The sequence below is a fragment of the Rhodanobacter sp. UC4452_H20 genome, from assembly GCF_052978205.1.
Window position 1 is genome coordinate 1,414,081 of the sequence record NZ_CM129662.1, and the last position, 17,835, is coordinate 1,431,915.

The 17,835-nt window shown below is 63.7% G+C and carries 14 protein-coding genes and 1 tRNA gene; 7 read left to right on the plus strand and 8 right to left on the minus strand.

The genetic code is table 11. The features are described from left to right. Nucleotides 1-54 precede the first annotated feature (54 nt). The 7 genes from ACVCMC_RS06895 (at nucleotide 55) to ACVCMC_RS06925 (ending at nucleotide 4,028) form a co-directional block, all read left to right on the plus strand. The gene (locus ACVCMC_RS06895; protein WP_395121372.1) at nucleotides 55-480 is read left to right on the plus strand and encodes a cytochrome c-type biogenesis protein; all 426 of its coding nucleotides are present in this window, start codon (nucleotides 55-57) and stop codon (nucleotides 478-480) included. Beyond that, the gene (locus tag ACVCMC_RS06900) at nucleotides 477-1,529 is read left to right on the plus strand and encodes a tetratricopeptide repeat protein (protein WP_447099146.1); all 1,053 of its coding nucleotides are present in this window, start codon (nucleotides 477-479) and stop codon (nucleotides 1,527-1,529) included. Before ACVCMC_RS06895 ends, ACVCMC_RS06900 begins: the two co-directional genes overlap by 4 nt. A gap of 2 nt (nucleotides 1,530-1,531) precedes the next feature. Continuing rightward, entirely contained in the window at nucleotides 1,532-2,656 is a 1,125-nt protein-coding gene (metX, locus tag ACVCMC_RS06905) for a homoserine O-acetyltransferase MetX (protein WP_447099147.1), read from the plus strand. Nucleotides 2,657-2,689: 33 nt separating this feature from the next. Beyond that, nucleotides 2,690-3,271 (plus strand): cysteine dioxygenase family protein, encoded by a 582-nt coding sequence (locus ACVCMC_RS06910; RefSeq protein ID WP_395117880.1) that lies wholly within the window; start codon nucleotides 2,690-2,692, stop codon nucleotides 3,269-3,271. Nucleotides 3,272-3,298: 27 nt separating this feature from the next. Then, nucleotides 3,299-3,384 (plus strand) — tRNA-Leu (locus ACVCMC_RS06915). Nucleotides 3,385-3,579: 195 nt separating this feature from the next. Next, nucleotides 3,580-3,795: a HipA domain-containing protein gene (locus ACVCMC_RS06920; RefSeq protein WP_447099148.1), complete on the plus strand. Its 216-nt coding sequence runs from the start codon at nucleotides 3,580-3,582 to the stop codon at nucleotides 3,793-3,795. 68 nt (nucleotides 3,796-3,863) lie between these two features. Beyond that, entirely contained in the window at nucleotides 3,864-4,028 is a 165-nt protein-coding gene (locus ACVCMC_RS06925) for a hypothetical protein (protein WP_447099149.1), read from the plus strand. A gap of 177 nt (nucleotides 4,029-4,205) precedes the next feature. Here the strand turns inward: ACVCMC_RS06925 and ACVCMC_RS06930 are convergent, their stop codons facing one another. The 8 genes from ACVCMC_RS06930 to ACVCMC_RS06965 form a co-directional block, all read right to left on the minus strand. Next, nucleotides 4,206-5,783 carry an NERD domain-containing protein gene (locus ACVCMC_RS06930; RefSeq protein WP_447099150.1) on the minus strand — a complete coding sequence of 526 codons (1,578 nt, stop codon included), beginning with the start codon at nucleotides 5,781-5,783 and terminating at the stop codon, nucleotides 4,206-4,208. Between the two features lie 2 nt (nucleotides 5,784-5,785). Further along, nucleotides 5,786-7,663, minus strand: a complete 1,878-nt coding sequence (locus ACVCMC_RS06935) for a hypothetical protein (RefSeq protein ID WP_447099151.1) — start codon at nucleotides 7,661-7,663, stop codon at nucleotides 5,786-5,788. Nucleotides 7,664-7,665: 2 nt separating this feature from the next. Continuing rightward, nucleotides 7,666-8,850, minus strand: a complete 1,185-nt coding sequence (locus ACVCMC_RS06940) for an ATP-binding domain-containing protein (RefSeq protein WP_447099152.1) — start codon at nucleotides 8,848-8,850, stop codon at nucleotides 7,666-7,668. A 2-nt stretch (nucleotides 8,851-8,852) separates the two neighbouring features. Next, complete coding sequence (gene drmB / locus ACVCMC_RS06945; RefSeq protein ID WP_447099153.1) at nucleotides 8,853-10,667, minus strand: DrmB family protein; 1,815 nt, start codon at nucleotides 10,665-10,667, stop codon at nucleotides 8,853-8,855. Nucleotides 10,668-10,670: 3 nt separating this feature from the next. Then, nucleotides 10,671-13,820 carry a helicase-related protein gene (locus tag ACVCMC_RS06950; RefSeq protein WP_447099154.1) on the minus strand — a complete coding sequence of 1,050 codons (3,150 nt, stop codon included), beginning with the start codon at nucleotides 13,818-13,820 and terminating at the stop codon, nucleotides 10,671-10,673. Continuing rightward, nucleotides 13,817-14,380, minus strand: coding sequence for a type I restriction-modification system subunit M N-terminal domain-containing protein (locus ACVCMC_RS06955; RefSeq protein WP_447099155.1), 564 nt, complete (start codon nucleotides 14,378-14,380; stop codon nucleotides 13,817-13,819). Before ACVCMC_RS06955 ends, ACVCMC_RS06950 begins: the two co-directional genes overlap by 4 nt. A 3-nt stretch (nucleotides 14,381-14,383) precedes the next feature. Beyond that, nucleotides 14,384-15,508 carry a protein adenylyltransferase Fic gene (fic, locus tag ACVCMC_RS06960; protein WP_447099156.1) on the minus strand — a complete coding sequence of 375 codons (1,125 nt, stop codon included), beginning with the start codon at nucleotides 15,506-15,508 and terminating at the stop codon, nucleotides 14,384-14,386. A 315-nt stretch (nucleotides 15,509-15,823) separates the two neighbouring features. Continuing rightward, a complete protein-coding gene (locus ACVCMC_RS06965) occupies nucleotides 15,824-17,761 on the minus strand; it encodes a formylglycine-generating enzyme family protein (protein ID WP_395117766.1) in 1,938 nt (645 codons plus the stop codon). Nucleotides 17,762-17,835: the final 74 nt, after the last annotated feature.

The window sequence follows — 17,835 nt, forward strand, 5'->3', positions numbered from 1 at the left end:
CCGGGCATCGGGAATCGGGCATCGCCAGCCCGCGGGTTGCTGTTCGCGTTCTTCATCGCGCTGCTGACGTGCGCGGGCATCGCCCACGCGCAGGCGATCGAGCCGATGCCGTTCACGGATCACGCGCAGGAGCTGCGTTTCCAGCATCTCACCCACCAGCTGCGTTGCCCGATGTGCCAGAACGAGACGCTGGCCGATTCCAATGCGCCGATCGCCCGCGACCTGCGCAACCAGATCTTCAAGCTGATGCAACAAGGCAAGAGCGACGACGAGATCAAGCAGTACCTGGTCGCGCGCTATTCGAATTACATCCTGTACGACCCGCCGCTGAAGCCGGGCACCGTGCTGCTCTGGTTCGGGCCGCTGGCGATTCTGCTGGCCGGCGCCGGCGTGGTGCTGGTGGCGATCCGCAAACGCAGGCGCGAAGGCGTTGACACAAAGACCGTCGGCGACAGCGCCGACAACGGGGAAGATTGGTGAAAATCGCCTTTATCGTGGTGGCCGCGCTGATGGTCGCGCTGGCGCTGGCTGCCCTGCTGGTGCCCCTGGTGCGCGAGGGACGCCGCTCCGGCCGCGCTCGCAGCGTGTTCGTGCTCAGCCTGTCCATCGCCCTGCTGCTGCCGCTGGGTGCCGGCGTGCTCTACCTCAAGGTCGGCACGCCGGCGGCACTCAACGGGGTCTCTGCGCAGGCGCAGACGCCGATCAGCCTGCCGCAGGCGATCGCCCAGCTGCGCGAGCACCTGGCGCAGCAGCCCGACGATCAGCAAGGCTGGATGCTGCTGGCACAGACCAGCGCGATGATGCGCCAGCCAGGCGACGCGCGCGATGCGTGGGACCACGTGCTGAAGCTCGATGCCAACAACGCCGAGGCGATGGTGGGCTGGGCCGAAAGCGATTCGATGCTGCGCGCCGACCACCAGATCGAAGGCCGCGCCCGCGAGCTGCTGCAGCGTGCGGTGAAGCAGCACCCGGACAACCAGCGCGGGCTGTGGCTGCTCGGCATCAGCGACTTCCAGCGCGGCGACTACCGCAACGCTGCCGCCACCTGGCGCCTGCTGCAACCGCAGCTCGAACCCGGCTCCAGCGTGGCGAAGTCCGTCGCCGAACAGATCGCCATCGCCGACGCCCGCGCCGGCGGCGCACCGGCCGGTGCCTCCGGCAGCGCCGCAGCGGCTGTGCCGGCAGGTGCTTCGTTGCGGGTCACCGTCACCCTGGCGCCGTCGCTGCAGGGCAAGCTGGCCAAGGGCGACGTGCTCTATGTCTACGCGCGCGCGCCGGATGGCCCGCCGATGCCGCTGGCGGTGGCCCGGATCGAGCCGGTCAAGCTGCCCGCCACGGTCACTCTCAACGACGCCATGGCGATGACGCCCGCGTTCAAGCTGTCGTCGGTGGCACGGGTTTTCGTCGGCGCGCGGATCAGCCACGACGGCCAGCCCACCGCCGCGCCCGGCGACCTCGAAGGCGATGCCGGCGTGGTCGACGTCGCGCGCAAGACGCCGGTCGCCATCACGATCGACAAGGTGCACTGACCATGGGCGACGCGCGCCGCTATCTGAGCCTGCCCTCGCCTTTTCCGATGAAGCGCGGCGGCGAACTGCACGGCGCGCACGTCGCCTACGAAACCTGGGGCACGCTGAATGCAGCGCGCGACAACGCAGTGCTGGTGCTCACCGGGTTGTCGCCCAGTGCACACATGACCTCGTGCGATGAAGACCCGTCGCCCGGCTGGTGGCAGGACATGGCCGGCCCCGGCAAGGCGATCGACACGGATCGCTGGTTCGCGATCTGCGTGAACTCGCTGGGCAGCGACAAGGGCTCCACCTGTCCGGCGTCGCTCGACCCTGCCACGGGCGAGCCCTATCGGCTGAGCTTTCCCGAGCTGGCGCTGGAAGACGTGGCCAATGCCGCGCACGCCGTGGTCGCCAGCCTCGGCATCACGCAGCTGGCCTGCCTGATCGGCTGCTCGATGGGCGGCATGAGCGCGCTGGCCTACATGCTGTTGCACCCGGGCAGCGTGCGCGCGCACATCAGCGTGGATACCGCACCGCAGGCGCAGCCGTTCGCCATCGCGATCCGCTCCCTGCAGCGCGAGGCCATCCGCCTCGACCGGCACTGGAACGAAGGCGCCTATGACGACGCCAACTACCCCGACATCGGCATGAGCATCGCGCGCAAGCTGGGCGTGATCACCTACCGCTCCGCGATGGAATGGAACGGCCGCTTCGCGCGCATCCGGCTCGATCCGGAGCAGCGCGAGGACGAACCGTTCGGCCGCGAGTTCCAGGTGGAGTCCTATCTCGAAGGCCACGCCAGGCGTTTCGTGCGTACCTTCGATCCGAACTGCTACCTGTACCTGTCGCGCGCCAGCGACTGGTTCGACATCGCCGAGTACGGCCACGGCAGCGTGCAGGAAGGCCTCAAGCGCATCTGCATCGAACAGGCCATGGTGATCGGCGTGAGCACCGACATCCTGTTTCCGCTGCAGCAGCAGGAGCAGATCGCCGAAGGCCTGCAGGCCGCCGGCGCCAGGGTGGAATTCGTGGCGCTGGATTCGCCCCAGGGCCACGATGCCTTCCTGGTCGACATCGAGCACTACAGCCCCGCCATCGGCGGATTCCTGAACCGCCTGGCGGCCGCGCCATCGCCGCGCTGGTAGACTCTGGCCGCCACTCGCCCATCCGAGACCGCCATGCTCACCCTGGATTTCCCCGGCAGCCGCACCCTGATCGACGCGATCGACGCCGCCGTGGCCAAACCCACCACCCACGAACTCACCGACAGCCTGCGCCAGAGCCTGTGCCGGCTGATCCGCGAGCAGGCAGTGCGCCTGCCCGAATGCGTGTTCGAGGCCAACCCGGAGCACTACGCGCGCCGCGAGCTGTACCGCAGCGAAGACCACGGCTACTGCGTGGTGGCGATGACCTGGGGGCCGGGCCAGGGCACGCCGATCCACGACCACGATGGCATGTGGTGCGTCGAGGGCGTCTGGAACGGCGCGCTGGAGATCGTGCAGTACGAACTGCTGGAACACGATGCGCAACGCTACTGCTTCCAGGCAGTCGGCTCGATCCAGGCCGGCACCGGCTCCGCCGGCAGCCTGATCCCGCCGCACGAATACCACAGCATCCGCAACCCCAGCGACGACGCCGTCACCGTGAGCCTGCACGTCTACTCCGGCCCGATGGTTCGCTGCTCGGTATTCCAGCCACTGCCCGAAGACCGCTGGTACGGCCGCGACGTGCGCCAGTTGGGTCTCGACCGCGTGCACTGAACCCGGCATAATTCCCCGCTCACGCATGCCGGTGTGGCGGAATGGTAGACGCGGCGGACTCAAAATCCGCTTGTGGTGACACAGTGGAGGTTCGAGTCCTCTCACCGGTACCAATTGAGGGTTTCAGGCAACATCACCGAGACCCACGAAACACCCGAAGCCCGCATAACAGCGGGCTTTTTCATGCCTGAAGGGTTTTCAATCGGTCTCATTAGGATCGCAGGGAATCCAACGGTATCTGACGGTACTTTTGGCGGTATTTGTGTGAATGAGATCGTCGCGCCGACTAGTCGCTGACGAGGCCCAAATTGCCCCGCAGTGACCCGGAGCGGTCCAACTACCTCGTGCTGTCCCTTGCCGCGCGCAACGGCGACGCCCACCAGAAAGACTTCGGCTTGCTCTACGCCCATCCGCAGGCCGAGCGGCCACGCCTGGCGCCGCTCTACGACATGGTGACCACTGCCGCCACGACGACATCAACCCGCGTACCGGCGCCCTGTACGCCGACCGCACGCTGGCGCTGAAACTCGCCAGGAGCAAACACTATCCCAGCCGCGAAACCCTGCTCGACTTCGGCAAGACCCTGTGCCACGTGCGATCGCCCGAGCGCGTGATCGAGCGCATCAGCCAGGTCATGAGCGACACGCTGGCGGAACACCGCCACCGCGTCGAACCGGAGTTCTTCCAGCGCCTCAAGAGCGAATGGGATGGCGGACGCGCGGCAATTGCGCCAGCCACGGTGCATGGCGAGCGGTGAAGGCTTCCTGCCCAGAACGATAGGAACTTGTGCGGCAGATCGAGTCAGTATTTGAACTGTGTACTTGCATCCCGACCGCAGAGCCGCGGAAGCCGCTGGGAGCAGTCCCCGCCCGTCGATCCGATCGTGTTGATGGCCTTTGCAATGTAGCGGGCGCGAAGCGCGCACGGGCAACCGTCATCCCCCGTGTGGATCGACGTGGATCATTCCAAGCAGGGCGCGTGCCCTGGTCATTCCCACATAGTGCGATGACCGCAAGGGGGACTTCATGCTCGGAGCACACATGTCGACCAGCCATACAACTGAACTTTCCAACCCCTTGAAGCTCTCGATCTGCGCGAAACCGATAGCGCCATTGCCAGCACCTCGGGGAGAGTAGGCATCCAGTACCGCAACGTGCACCCCCGCATGTTCCGGCATCAATGCCGCGCAAGACTGCGAATAGGTCTCTGGCGACAGAATAACGATATCTGAGGGGCTTAAGCCTTCGTCATTGATCAGTTTCAGCAACTCGTTGTGCAACGCGACGGCGGCATCCTCCCTGCCGGCAACCGTTATCTCACGCACCGGAGGGCCATTCCCAACAGCAGACGCACCTACATCTGCGTCGAGCGCCTTCTGCACCCGCGCCAGGATGGGCAACGAGTTGCGACAGTTGGTTTTCAATGGAATGCAGACAGCGCCAAGAGCCGCAAGATACTCGTAGGCATCCGGCTGATATTCGCCGCACAGCCCGGATTGATTATTTGCATCGTGGAAGAAGCTCCAACGACCGCCATCAAGCCCGCCACGCAGAACACTGTCCAGGCGCTCCAAAGCATCCATATTCAGCACGTCCTGGCCTTCATCAACGATCAGGGCATCAAACACTTCTATACCGGCGCGCCTCGCGGTGACGGGAGCGGAGTTTGCCAGTGACACCGTAACCCCGGGTGTAGCGGCATTCTCAAGATAGGTCTTGAGCCACGGGGAGTGGCAGGTCAGAGCAACCTTCATACCAGCAGCGCTCCAACGCTTGGCAAGTTCCAGCGCCAGCATCGTCTTTCCTGTCCCGGCTCCCCCCGAACAAATGACGCGATCGTTGGCTTCGACGACGTCAATGTATCGAAGCTGATCCTCGGTCAGCTGAGCAATGCGCACTTCGGTCGCATGCGCCGATGCATGCAATGGCATCACCGCCTCGAACTCAGGGCGCATGAACTGCTGCAGCCTGCGCAATTGCTCTGGGCTCGCCTTCGAGTCGTTCCTGTCCTTGCTGCGCCAATGGGAAATCAATTTCTTCAGCCAATGCTCAAACTCGCGAAAGTTCCTGGCATCTGCGAGAACCGCCCTATCCCATTCGGCACTTTCGGGCAGACCTCCCACATCCGGCATGATTACCGCATACCCAAAGACGAAGGCGGATGCTAGCTCGGCTGGCAGTTTCTTCCGCAAACCATGGAGTGCGCCTTCGACCTGCCGGAATGGTGATTCCGCAAGGCGGTCAATGTTCCCATGGCGATTCTGTGTCTCCCAGACACCATCGTGGCAGGATACGCGGCCACCTTTGACTTCCAATACGAACACGCCACCTGGCCCGCAAACAACGAAGTCGATTTCACCAAAGCGCTTGTATTCATGTTGCGGCAGATTGAGCGAATGCATGGCGAACCAGCCATGCTGATCTGCTCCAGAAAAGCATGCACGTAACTGGTCGAAAACTTGCAGCTCCGCCCGGCTTCGAGTATCCAGCGGCTGACTTGGGATCATTCTCATGATCAGCCCCTGGAATCCAGTGCCGCTCTCACTTCACTTTCGACGTCATTGGGCATTGGTGGCCATTGGGAGATCTTCTTCAGGAGGCCAGCTCTGTCGATCTCGACGATCGGCGGCCTGATGTCCCCTCGAACGACAACCTCGATGCCATCGGCAGAAACGTTCAGACGATACTGCCCTGGCGACAAACGAATACGGGAAACGATGCAGTCTTGCCATCCAATCCGGCCGACTACCTTCGCCAGTGATGTATTGCGCGCCTCGCTCCAGGCACCTCCGCTCCCAATGAGCAGTTCACGAAGAGGCATCGGTCGGGGCGGCGTCTGATCCAGCGAGAGCCAGGCGCCACGCTGACTGCATTCGGCTTCGAACATCCTCTGTCCCACGAATCGCGAAAGCCCTTTTGGAGTCCGCAACGCAACAGGCAATCCAATCCAACCATCACGGGCTCCGAACAGGACCGCTGCAAGCACGAGCTCTTCGTCATTCAGGTCTGGGTGCGAGAATTCCAGTAGATCCACGCAGTGTTCGCGAAGACAGAACAGCAACAACGGGCGCGACAGCGTTCCCTTGTGACTTTCGAACAACTGGCTAATCGTGCCGCCGCCTAAACCGAACGTGCTGCGCATGTCGGAGATCAGTCGCCCCAGTCGGGGTTGATAACGCACTTCTTGCAGTGCGGCGAGCTGGTCATCCAGAAAGGCAAGGACAATGTCGACAGGCCTTTCTGCCGATCCGCTAAGCCGTGCATCGACTAATGCCTGTACCGCACCCCAGAACAGCCGTGCCTGCACCGGACTTTCCGGACGCGGGCTTCCGGATTCAATCCATTGCGCAAGCTCTGCCAATACAGCATCGCGTTGGACTGCGTCGCAATCGTCGGCAGTGCCGGCACCGCTGGCTATGCGATAAACCGAGCAACACAGGTCACTTCGGTTCGCAAGCTGGTACAGCATGGCCAGCACGCCCCCGATAGCCTCTCCGCGTGCTGGCGGCTGATCGACCACTACTTGAGTGGCGCCTTGTGGTTGTCTGGGCAAGGGCCAGATCATGGGCGCGGCCGAGGAAAAGAATTCCTCGCCCACCTCAATGCTCAGGCCAGCCAAGTCGATGTTGGCGAAATTGCGTGCGGACGCTTCGAACTCCTTGCGGTCTGCTGGTGAACGAAACACCAAGCGTGTCGCCAAGGCCATTGGCAAGGGTGCCGGCACAATCAGCGCACCCGTCTCAGAGTCGATGCTCAAAGGTAACGTCCCGGAGGAAACCTCGCCATTGCGCGAGACCAATCGAACCGGCCCGGCGAGCCTCGCGAGATCGATCTCGGCGATACAGGCGCGCAAGTGCTTTTGCTCACTGACGGCCTGCTGTACCGCAGCCTCCGGAACTCCGTCGCGAAAGATGGGAATCAGGCCAGGCACCTCGCTGGATGGATCACGATAATGCTTGCCCGCAAAGCCTGCCGGGCCCATGACCATGCCCGCGGCCAGCATATGAAGCAGGTTCAGGTGATTCGTCGCCAATAGCCAGGTTAGTGCAGCGACGTCGACCTGCTCCAGGCCGGAAGCCGCTGCGCCCGAAGGAACAGAATTCCCTGCAAGGACTAGCTCCGGTTCCTCAAGGGCAGGCGGCGATGCCGGATGTTGCATGGAAGGGTCCGGTGGCTCCAGGCGATCAGGCGCCGGGTCGAGGAGTTGCTCAGCTTCGCTATCCGGGGCCTCAGGCGGCGTTCCGGGCCCAGATTCGGTCGATTCGGCTGGCGCGATTGCTCCTAACAGGTCCGGCTGCCGGTTTGGCTCTACCGCTGATTCCGGTGTTGCCTTCTTGCGTGTCCGCTTGGCCGGCGGCTTTGCTGGATCTGTCACTTTCTTGCGCGTGGTCATGTTTATTTCCTGGCCAAGACGGCCTGATCTTGCGGTAAGAGATCATCGATGGCCGGCATTGGATTTCCGGTGCGCAGAAGGATGATCTGATCGCGTGCGCGCGCCACCATCACGTAGAACCTCTTCTTCAGCACGTCTGGATTGTTCCGGGGTAGATGTTCATCGATATCCGCCAGGATGGCGGTATCGAATTCCAGGCCTTTGCAAGCTTGGGCGTTGATCACCGTGATCCCGCCCTGACCGAAATCCAAAGCCTCCTGTTGCCCCGAAACGAAGGTCCCGATCTGCGGCTTGTCGTGATCGAGTGCGGGGTTCATGCCATTGAGCGCGCTCACGAACTTCTCGCGAATACGGTTGTTTGGACAGATGATCCCTACCAATTTCCTCGGGTTGCGGTCCGCGGTCTGCAGGATGAGTTCTGCAATACCTTCAAGCGTCCACGCCTCTCCATCGCCGTACCTCCACAGCTCGGGCGTCAAGGCACCCGGTTTCGGCGGAGGGAGGTCGGGCTTCGGGCTGGCTGGGTCGCCCGGATAGAAATGTAGCGCCAACTGGGCGATGGGACGGGTATTGCGATAGTTGGCAAGCAACTCCTTAGTGTCTGCATGGGCAATATCCAAAGCATTCTCGATATCCCGCCGAGCGCTACACCTGTCGGGATGAATCTGCTGGTTCTGGTCGGCGACGACGTAGAAGTGCTCAAACCCGAGATTGGCCAGCGCGTTATAGAACGCCGGTGGCATGTCCTGTCCTTCGTCGATGACCAGAAGAGGAAGAGCAAACGAGTGTGGTGGAAGGTCGTCGGTCTGAAGGCGGTCAGTGACACTCTGCCAATTGATAGCCTGATACGCACCGGGCCGATCAGGTTGCAGAAGCGGCACACGCTCCTTGAAAAGTGCCTTCCAAAGTTTGCGAAACCACGTTTCAAGAGTGAACGCCTTCAAGTCGTCTCCGAACAAATGCCGACTCGATTGATCTAGGAGTTTGTTGTATGCGAGAAAGCGATAGTTCGCATTCTCGGCCGCCAAGCGTCGCACACGGAGTAGCGCGACGACCGACTTGCCGGTTCCGGGCCCTCCCACGATCAAATGCTGCCCGTCCAGCGGCAGGGCTAGTGCCGCATCCTGATCCTTGCTCAGGTCTTGGGCGTTCGGCAGGGTAAATCGGCGGGTCCGATCGACGGGCATGTCTAGGACATCCGGAAGAACGCGGGGACGCCACCATCCATACCCTTGACGAACACGCGATCCAGCAAGGTATTGCCGTATTCGCAGGCAGGCTCGGGGACCAGTGCGCAAGCATGGCAGGCTGCACGATTGAGGAGACCTGGCCCCTGGCCTTCGTGCTCGCTGCATACCGGATCTAGCGAACACCAGCGGGCATGTTCCAGCGCACGCACAAGGATGCCTAGAAAGCGGCGCGGCTCCGCAATTTCGGCCAGCCCCCCCAGAGAACCTGCGATATCCGGAACCGCGACATGGATCAGTATCCCGGCCATCGGCTTGGGCGCTTCCGCGCAGTAGATGACTTCTGTCAGTGACGCAGCAGGGTATCCGCCTTCCGCTTCGATCTGACGCATCAGCAGGTGCGACAACGTATGCAGCAACAGGAAACGGGCTGTCAGTGGATTGGGCGCATCCAGGCCGGATTGGATGAAGCGAGGGAGCAATTGCCGCAGCCGCAAGTTGACCGCCTCGTCATCACCCCAACGTGAGAGCCGGTCCTCGTCGAGTACGATGAAGATGCCTTCGCCATAGAGCTCGACAGCCGGCAACCAGTCGGAGCTGCCCACGATGTCCGGCGGTACAACGTTCTCTCCGTTGAGGCGACTGAATCCCTTGAACACCTTCACAGCCTTTAGCCGACCCACGCGCACCATGCGCTTCACCCCACGAACGAGCTGACGCATTTCTTCGCCAGTTGTCTCGTCACAGGCCAATGCCTGCCAAGCTTCGGTCTGGTCATGCGTGACCAGATCCTCATCGGGCCGCTGATCGGCCAGAGTCTCCAAAAACGCATCGAACTCGCTTTCCCGCAACTGTCCGGGAGTGAAGACCGCATCGTACGAAGGGTAGCCTTGATCGATATCCAGCATGGCCGATTCGACCTCTTCCGACGTGCAGCGATAGGCTTCTGCGATCTGTCGGATCGCTGCCCTCCTTGCCAAAGGCGCCCGCGCGGCGTCGATGGTCCGACGATCCTGGGTACTGCGGTACAGGCGGTCCACGGCCGTCCCTTTGCGTACGCGTGACTCGGGCGGGATCACCAGTGCAAGCGCCCAGGCAGGCGAGTAGACGCGTGTGTCATTGATCGCCAGTACCTGCGCAAGGTGATCGGGCCCGGCATTCGGCAGCTCCCTGGCGAGTGCCATGTCATCATTCGTCCAGGGTTGTTGGCGACCCGTTCCGAAACCCAGACGTTCATCGCCACGAAATAGTGCTTCGGCTCGGCAGGCATCGCAACGCAAGGATCGTGACGCTCCGGTTTCAACCAGTCGCAGCCTGTCCTTGACGTTGCATCCCCGTTGCTCCGGTGAACGGACGTCCTTGTGGACCAGATAATGCCAAGGCACTTCGGCGAGATAGCCAGCCGGGTCGGCCAGCACCCATGTCACCTGCACAAGTTTAGGTCTCCTCCCGCACGCCTGCCGATCGCATCGCGGCGATTCGTCACCGTCTACCCGCCATGGATTCAGGTAGAGCGCGCCGCAGTTCGGGCAACGCGCCCATGCCGGAAAGCGCGATACCGGCACGCAAACACCGTCCACCTGACCATGTGCGCCCTCCCGCGCCACGGGAGGCTCCCGGAGAACTTCGGTGACTCCCAGTGCCGCGCGAACACGCTCCACATAGGGGATAACGTTGCCCCCGGGCTGCCCTAACCTATCCGTCCACTGCCGAGTATCACGAACAACTACCAAGTCGTCGGGGCCGCGCACGATGGCGCCAACCCCGCTGTGTGCAAGCAAGTGCGACAGGCGAATCGGGATCAGATGATTCGACATGACTTAAAGTACCTTGAGAAGTGCCGAGTTTTCGACATTGCGCAGGGATTGCAAGGTTGGCCAAAGTCCCCTGATTCGATCATCGTGGTTGTAGAGCAATCTGTCCGCTGCATTGTCGTTGCCCGGCACCTGATAATGCAGGGCGCGCCTCGAATCACGGCACCGCTCCACTTCATTTCGCCAGGCGGCCACCAAGCTATCGATATGTGCCTCGATCTCTGCTTTCTGGCCTTGGTTGACGGCGGATTGGCTACAACGTCGTTTTAACTCCCGAATGGCTTTGTCCACGGCAGCATGGGTGGGATCGAACTGCGCTGCGGCGTCGTTGCCGGCGAGACCGATGCGTGCGTGGCGCATAACGATCACCAGCGCTGCGTGCAGTGCGCGCAGGCGCGCCTGGTAGGTGTAAGGCGTCACGCTGGTCGGCTCGACAAACCGATAGAAGGCTTCGTGGAACGGGCGAAAACTCTCGTAATGCGAGAGGCTGCGCGCCTGGTCCCGGTAGTAGTTCACGAACACGACGCCGGGCACGTCGCTGCGGCCAACCCGGCTGCTGGCCTGGATGTACTCGGCGGTGGTTAGTGGTTGGCCGTTGATCGTCATCAGTGCAAGGCGCCCAACGTCCAAGCCCACCGAGACCATGTTGGTAGCCAGCACCACATCTAGGCATCCGTCCGCATCCCGCTGCAGTGCAAGCCGGGTAAAGATTGCGCTGTTTTCCTCGGCCGTCTGCAGACTGGTCAACTGCGCAATGCTTGTCTGGTTGCGTGCATCTGACTGGGGGTTCAGCAAGCGCATGAACTCGCCGACGTCGCTCACGAACGCGGTGTGGCTGTTGCCGACCCCCTTCAAGCTGCCGTGGTACACGACCATCGTCCACCATGCATCGAGCAGCGCGTCTCGCTCTTGCTCGTTCTTGAACAAGGCATGGGGTGCCAGCAACATGGCGGCCGCAAGCGGAGCCAGACACTTCTGGCGATTGAGCATGGGAGCCATGTAACCGATGTACATGCGCCCCGGGCGCTGCGTCAGTGGCACGGTACGGGCAAAGTACGAATCGTCGCGACTCAATCCGGGCGGCGGAAACACGGACACCGCGCGCCCGTATAGCCGACGAACCTGTTGCGTCGCCATGCGGATCGTGGCCGTGGAGGCAACGTACTTGGGATAGATGCCGCGCAGCCGCAGCACGGTATCCAGCCCAGCCTCATAGAGCCCGGCCACCGAGCCCAGTGCGCTGGCGATCAGGTGCAGCTCATCCTGGATGATGAGCTCGGGGGGAAGGCACTGCGCACCACCAAAAAACGCGCCGGCGCGCTCCTCCCAGGCCAGCCGCGCAAACTTGTCCACGGTGGCAACCAGCATGGTCGGTGGGTTGGCATAGAGCGCCTCGTCCACCACGTTGCACGGCAAGGATCCCTCAAGCTCGCATTGCGGGTTGCCACAACGAAAGCCGAACTGCCGCTCGGTGGCCTGGTAGCTGGTGTGTGGATCGAACCCTTGCCCGCACCACGGGCAGCGGTCGAGCACCAGCGCCGGCAAGTCGCCGCTCGCGCGGGCCTCGGCTACACGCTTTGCGGCTTCTGCGAACGTGTTCGGGCTGGTGGCCTTGCCCACCCATAGCCCGATACTGATCGGCTCCGTCCCGAGGTCATTGCGCTCGCGTCGAATCCGTTCCAGCGCGCATATAAGACGCGATGCACGCAGGTACTGGTCGCGGGTCAAAAGCCGCAGGGTGTAGCGCATCAGCACGCAGGTGCCGCCACCGGTATCGGGATGCCGCAACCGCCGCAACGCGATCTGGAAGGCGATCAACCCGAGATATGCCTCGGTCTTGCCGCCGCCGGTCGGAAACCAGATGAGATCCACCGTATCGCGGTCCTCGCTGTCGGGATCGGTGGCGGACTCGAGTACGGTGAGCAGGAAGGCTAACTGGAACGGGCGCCAGCGATAGGCATCATCACCACGCAGCTTGCCTTGCACGACGTCATGCTGTCGCATCTGATCAAGCATGGCGCGATTGGCCAGGGCAAAGGCCAGCCGAACTTGCACATCCATGCCCAACAGCGCCAAACCATGCCGCATGCGCTTGACGGTCGTTTCAATGCGCTGGCAGATGCGTTCCCCTGCCGCGCGATCATCCTCCAACAACCCGGAAAGCACCTCCCTCTGTCGGCCTGCCCAAACGGCGTAGCCATTCACGAAAGCAGGCAACTCGGACGCAAGCGGGTCTGGGCAATCGCCAAGGCGCGACAGCACCGCCAAGGACAATGCCGCGTCCCCGCCCGAGCCCGTGTCGGCGGTCATCTGCGGCACTTCCAAGACAGGCACGGTCTGTGTGCGCAGCGCGGTCACCTTGCCATCGGCTACCACCCAGTCGGCTGCGCAGCCGTGCCCGATGGCATGGATGCGCTGCTCAGCGTACTGGAGTTCGATTTCCTGTTCTTCGTCATCAAGCAGGCTGCGATCCACCCGTGGATACTCGCTCACGTGGCCCGCGTCGATCACGCACCTGAGGTTGGCTTCGAACAGCGTTTTCTCTGCCCGCTCGAATGCGAATTCGCGCGTATCGTCGGCAACCACCTGCGTATTGCAGAGCGTGACGGTGACGATCCACCCATCGGCGAAGGGCCGCCAGATGGTGTCGAGCCGCGCACGATCCGCCAGCACCCCGTGGCTTTGATGTTGTTCCTTGTCTGGGCAGGTGACGTTGACAACTTCCTCGCTGTCGGCTTCTGAAACCAACACCTTTCGGGTCCATTCGTTTTTGTACCGTCCGCGCTCATCGCGCTCCGTGCGTTCATATCGAACAGCCGAACACAACAGTTGCAGCTCGATGCGCCCTCCCTTGATGAAGAAGGAAAAGCCCAGCGAGGACGGCGGAATGTAGCGGCGCACGATGGCCGGTTCGGCATTACTTTCACCCGAGGCTCCCGCAGCGGCCTCGGCATCCTCCACTTCATCCCCTGCCGGATCGATGCCTTCGCCCGACGAAGACACAGGATAGATCGCCCCGCACGGGAAGCGTTCGGTTGGCAGCACGCCGCGGAGATCCGATCCCTCCGAACCGCGCGCCCGCGACGCGCCCACCAGCTGATGGCGCACCCATTCGATGAGGCGCGCGCGCGGCTCGACAAACGGATGGGTCGTCATGAAGGTCTCCCGTTCTGGACGGCGACATTCATGGCTTTCCCGGCTGGTTGTGCAAAAAATCCCCACGCGATGCGGTAGTCGGTTTCGCGGTTGGCCAAAGTGAAGGGGGCTTCGTAGCGGCGGACTTTTTTGGTGGGGCCATTGGCGAGGATGTCGTCGGCGACGGTTTGCTCGATGGTGGTGCCGGTGGGGGTGTCCTTGATGTCGTCCCAGCCGTGGTTGCCGCGTTGCTGCTTGCCGTCGGGGTGGCCGAGGCTGCCGTCCTTGTGCTGGTTGAGGATCACGTCGTAGCGCGCGGCCTCGGGCAGGTTCATGGCGCGGCGCTGGGTGAAATCGGCATCGCGCAGCGGGCGCTTGGGCATGCTGCCGCCCGCCTGATCGGCGGCGATGGCCTCGCGCGCGGCGTAGTAGCGGTTGGTGGCGTGGCGCAGGAACAGCAAGCCCAGGATGGGCATGAAGTATTCGTTGGAGGCCAGCCCCGAGTTGGCGCGTAGCTGGTCGGCCAGCTTCCACAGGTCGGCGCCGAATTGGTCGAGGTGGGCGAAGTGATCGGCGGTCATGGATCAGTCTTTCCGGCTTGCGGTGTTGCCGTAGGGCAGCACGGGATGCTCGTCGCTGGTGAGCAGGCGGACGAAGTTGGGATGCAGGAACAGCTTTTCGCGCCCGACCTTGACCTCGACCAGCATGCCCAGATCGGCCAGTTGCTTGAGGTAGACGGAGGCGGTCTGGCGCTTGGCGATGCCGCCGTCCACCAGGTTCTGGATGCGGCAGTACGGCTGCACGAACAGGGCATCGACCAGCTCGCGGCTGTAGATCTTCGGCGCGTGCGTGCGCACGAAGTCCGTGGCCTGCGCGTGCAGGGCCTGGATGGCGCGGATCTTGTCGCCGGTCCAGCGCGCGGTCTGGGCGACCGCTTCGAGCATGAAGGTGATCCAGTCCTGCCACGCGCCGTCGCGGGTGACGGCAAGCAGCCGGCGGTAATAGTCGATGCGATGGCGCAGGATGTGGCGGGACAGATACAGCACGGGCTGATCCAGCAGTCCCTGCTCCACCAGCAGCAGCAGGTTGAGCACGCGCCCAGTGCGGCCGTTGCCGTCGAGGAACGGATGGATGGCTTCGAACTGGTAATGCGCGACGGCCATGCGAATCAGCGGATCGATGTCCGTGGCGTCGTGGATGAAACGCTCCCAGTTGGCCAGCTTGCCGCGCAGCAGCGCCTCGCCCTGGGGCGGGGTGTAGACGACTTCGCCGGTGGCGGCATTCTTGAGTGCGGTACCGGGGACGCGGCGGACATCCATGTCGCGGTTCTTCAAGCGGCTGCACACGCGCACGGCGGTGCCGGTGCCGAGCGGGCGCTCGGCCAGCGATTCGAATCCCTCGCGCAGGGCGGCGCGGTAGTTCAGCGCCTCCTTGGTGGCCGGGTCGGCGGCCTGCTCGTCCTGGGCGAAGCGGAACAAGGCATCACTGGTGGTGACGATGTTCTCGATCTCGCTGCTGGCCTGGGCCTCCAGCAACGGGATGGTGTTGATGAGGACGGCCTGGTTGGGGATGGCGGCGCCGACGCTCTTGAGCTCGGCCAAGGCGGCGCGGGCCTCGATGCAGGCCTTGAGCAGGGGCCGCGATTCGATGTCAGCCGCTGGTGGCAGCGCCGGCAAGTCGTCATGGGGTCGCTGTGGATCAAAAGGCATGTCGATGGTTCCCCTGAGTCCTCGACATGTTTTGACGACATGTCGAAGGCGTCGACATTAGCCCACAATACGTCGAAGAACAAACTATTTATCGACACATTTTGTCTATATGTCGATGGAATGGCCTGTCCAGCTTCAGGCCATGCGCCGGCGTAACCCAAATCGGGGAGCGCTGTGGCTGCCCCGGTTCAAGCGGCGCTCCGGCACCGCCTGCCCGGCCGCGATGGCATCTTCGACGTCGAACGTGGCCGCTACGTCCGTGGTATCGGCCCTCCCCTGCAGGCTCCATCACAAAACAGCCGGACCTCTTCGCGCCTACAACTCCCGCACCACCCGAAAGCCCACGCGGCCGCTGCGCACGTCGCCGTCGGCGCCCTGGCGGTAGGCAGAGGTCACCTGGTCGGGGGAGCTGCCCCATGAGCCGCCGCGCAATACGTGCACGCGGCAGCCGGGGTTGATCCAGGCGCTGCCGTCGTCGGGGGCGCGGATGTAGTTGTCGTGCCAGCAGTCGGCGACCCATTCGGAGACGTTGCCGTCCATGTCGTACAGGCCGAACGGGTTGGCGGCGAAGCTCATCACCGGCGCCGGGCCCCAGTAGCCGTCGCGGTAGCCGCGAAAGGCGTTGCTCCAGCGACGCCCGCTGCGCGAGCGGTCGCCGGAGCCGGTCAGGTTCTCCACCTTCTGGTCGGGTGCGGCGTCGCCCCACCAGTAGCGGCTGGTGGCGCCGCCGCGCAGCGCGTACTCGAACTCCGCCTCGCTGGGCAGCCGATACTGCTTGCCGGTGCGCTCGCTCAGCCACTTGGCGTAGGCCACCGCATCGTTCCACGAGATGTTGACCACCGGCAGGTTGTCGCCGGCCTTGCGACCGGCGTAGTCGTCCTGCCAGCTGGCGTTGGCATCGTCGCGCAGGGCGCCGCTGCGCTCGTCGTACACGCTGGCGCCGCCGAGCCGGGTCGAATCGGGTACGTAGCCGCTGGCGCGGACGAACTCGCGGAACTCGCCCACGCTGATTTCCGTGCGCGCGATGGCGAAGCCCCTGGCCAGGGTGACCCGGTGCTGCGGCAACTGGGCGTCGGTGCGATCCTCGTTGTCAGCCGCCGCCCCCATCAGGAACGAACCGGTGGGCACCACCACCATCGCCGGCCCCTTGCCGGGCAGGTCGACGTAGCGATCGGTGAACACCTGACCGGGCTTGTAGTTCGCGTACAGGCGCGCGTTGGTCAGTTGCTCGTCCACCTGCGCCAGCTCGGGCAGGTCGGCATCGGTCGCGCGTGCCTGCGCGACCAGTTTGGTCGCCAGCTCGAGGTTGCCGCCATCCAGCGCCAGCCGCGCCTGCGCCAGCACACCCGCGGCGCGCTGGCGGCGCATGTCGTCGATGCGCAGTTGCACGTCGTGCATCTGCTGCGAGCCCGGACGGATCGCCTGCGCGCGGGCCAGCTGCTTCTCGGCGCCGGCGAAATCGTTCTGCGCGACCGCCGCCAGCGCGCGATCGAGCACCGCACGCTGCACCTGGAAAATCCCCTGCTCGGCTACCGCATTCTGCGGATCGAGCTGTTGCACCTGGTGGTACAACTCCAGCGCGTTGTCGCCCTTGGGCTGGTCGGCCTTGCCTTGCTGCAGCAGCGCCGCCGCCGCGGCCAGCATCGGGCGCACCGTGGCCAGCGTCTTCAGGTTCTCCTCCAGTTGCGCGACCTCCTGCTCGGCATTGGGCAGGGTGCGCAGGGCATCGAGCAATTCCTTCGCCGCGTCGACGTCGCCGACGGCGATATCCTGATCGATCTCCGCCACCAGCCGCGCGCGCACGTCGAACAGGCCCTGCACGGCGCGCCGGCTGTCGGGCTTTTCCTTCAGCGCCTGCATGAACAGCGCGGCGGCACTCTCCGGATCGCCAGCCAGTTGGCCGGCATGGAACGCCTTGAGGGCGCGCGCCAGCAGCTCCTTCACCTGCGGCGACTCGGCCGATTTCTGCTCGGGCAGGCTGGCGTTGTTGCGGTTGCGCGCCACGATCACCGCGGTCGGGGCCAGCGTCAGCGGCGGACCGGCGTTCAGTTCGTTGATCGCCGCCACGCGTTGCGGTGGCAGGTTGCCGGTGGGCGACACGTCACCCAGGCTCATCGCCCGCTGCGGCATCTGCCCCGGCGCCACGTGGAACCACTGCGGAAAAAAGTGATACGTCAGCGCGACGCCCAGCACGATCATGCCCAGCGCCCCACCGAAGAAACGCTGACGGCGCAGGATGGCATTGCGTGGCATGGATGGGCGTCCCGGTTGCGGCCTGTTATCGTGCCAAGGAGTATGAACAATGAAAACCTTGGCGGCGGAGATCG

Bases quoted from the DNA above. Each gene is read 5' to 3' on its own strand.
- metX (WP_447099147.1), top strand. From the start codon at position 1,532: ATGGGCGACGCGCGCCGCTATCTGAGCCTGCCCTCGCCTTTTCCGATG.
- ACVCMC_RS06910 (WP_395117880.1), top strand. From the start codon at position 2,690: ATGCTCACCCTGGATTTCCCCGGCAGCCGCACCCTGATCGACGCGATC.
- ACVCMC_RS06930 (WP_447099150.1), bottom strand. From the start codon at position 5,783: ATGAGAATGATCCCAAGTCAGCCGCTGGATACTCGAAGCCGGGCGGAG.
- ACVCMC_RS06935 (WP_447099151.1), bottom strand. From the start codon at position 7,663: ATGACCACGCGCAAGAAAGTGACAGATCCAGCAAAGCCGCCGGCCAAG.
- ACVCMC_RS06940 (WP_447099152.1), bottom strand. From the start codon at position 8,850: ATGCCCGTCGATCGGACCCGCCGATTTACCCTGCCGAACGCCCAAGAC.
- drmB (WP_447099153.1), bottom strand. From the start codon at position 10,667: ATGTCGAATCATCTGATCCCGATTCGCCTGTCGCACTTGCTTGCACAC.
- ACVCMC_RS06950 (WP_447099154.1), bottom strand. From the start codon at position 13,820: ATGACGACCCATCCGTTTGTCGAGCCGCGCGCGCGCCTCATCGAATGG.
- ACVCMC_RS06955 (WP_447099155.1), bottom strand. From the start codon at position 14,380: ATGACCGCCGATCACTTCGCCCACCTCGACCAATTCGGCGCCGACCTG.
- fic (WP_447099156.1), bottom strand. From the start codon at position 15,508: ATGCCTTTTGATCCACAGCGACCCCATGACGACTTGCCGGCGCTGCCA.
- ACVCMC_RS06965 (WP_395117766.1), bottom strand. From the start codon at position 17,761: ATGCCACGCAATGCCATCCTGCGCCGTCAGCGTTTCTTCGGTGGGGCG.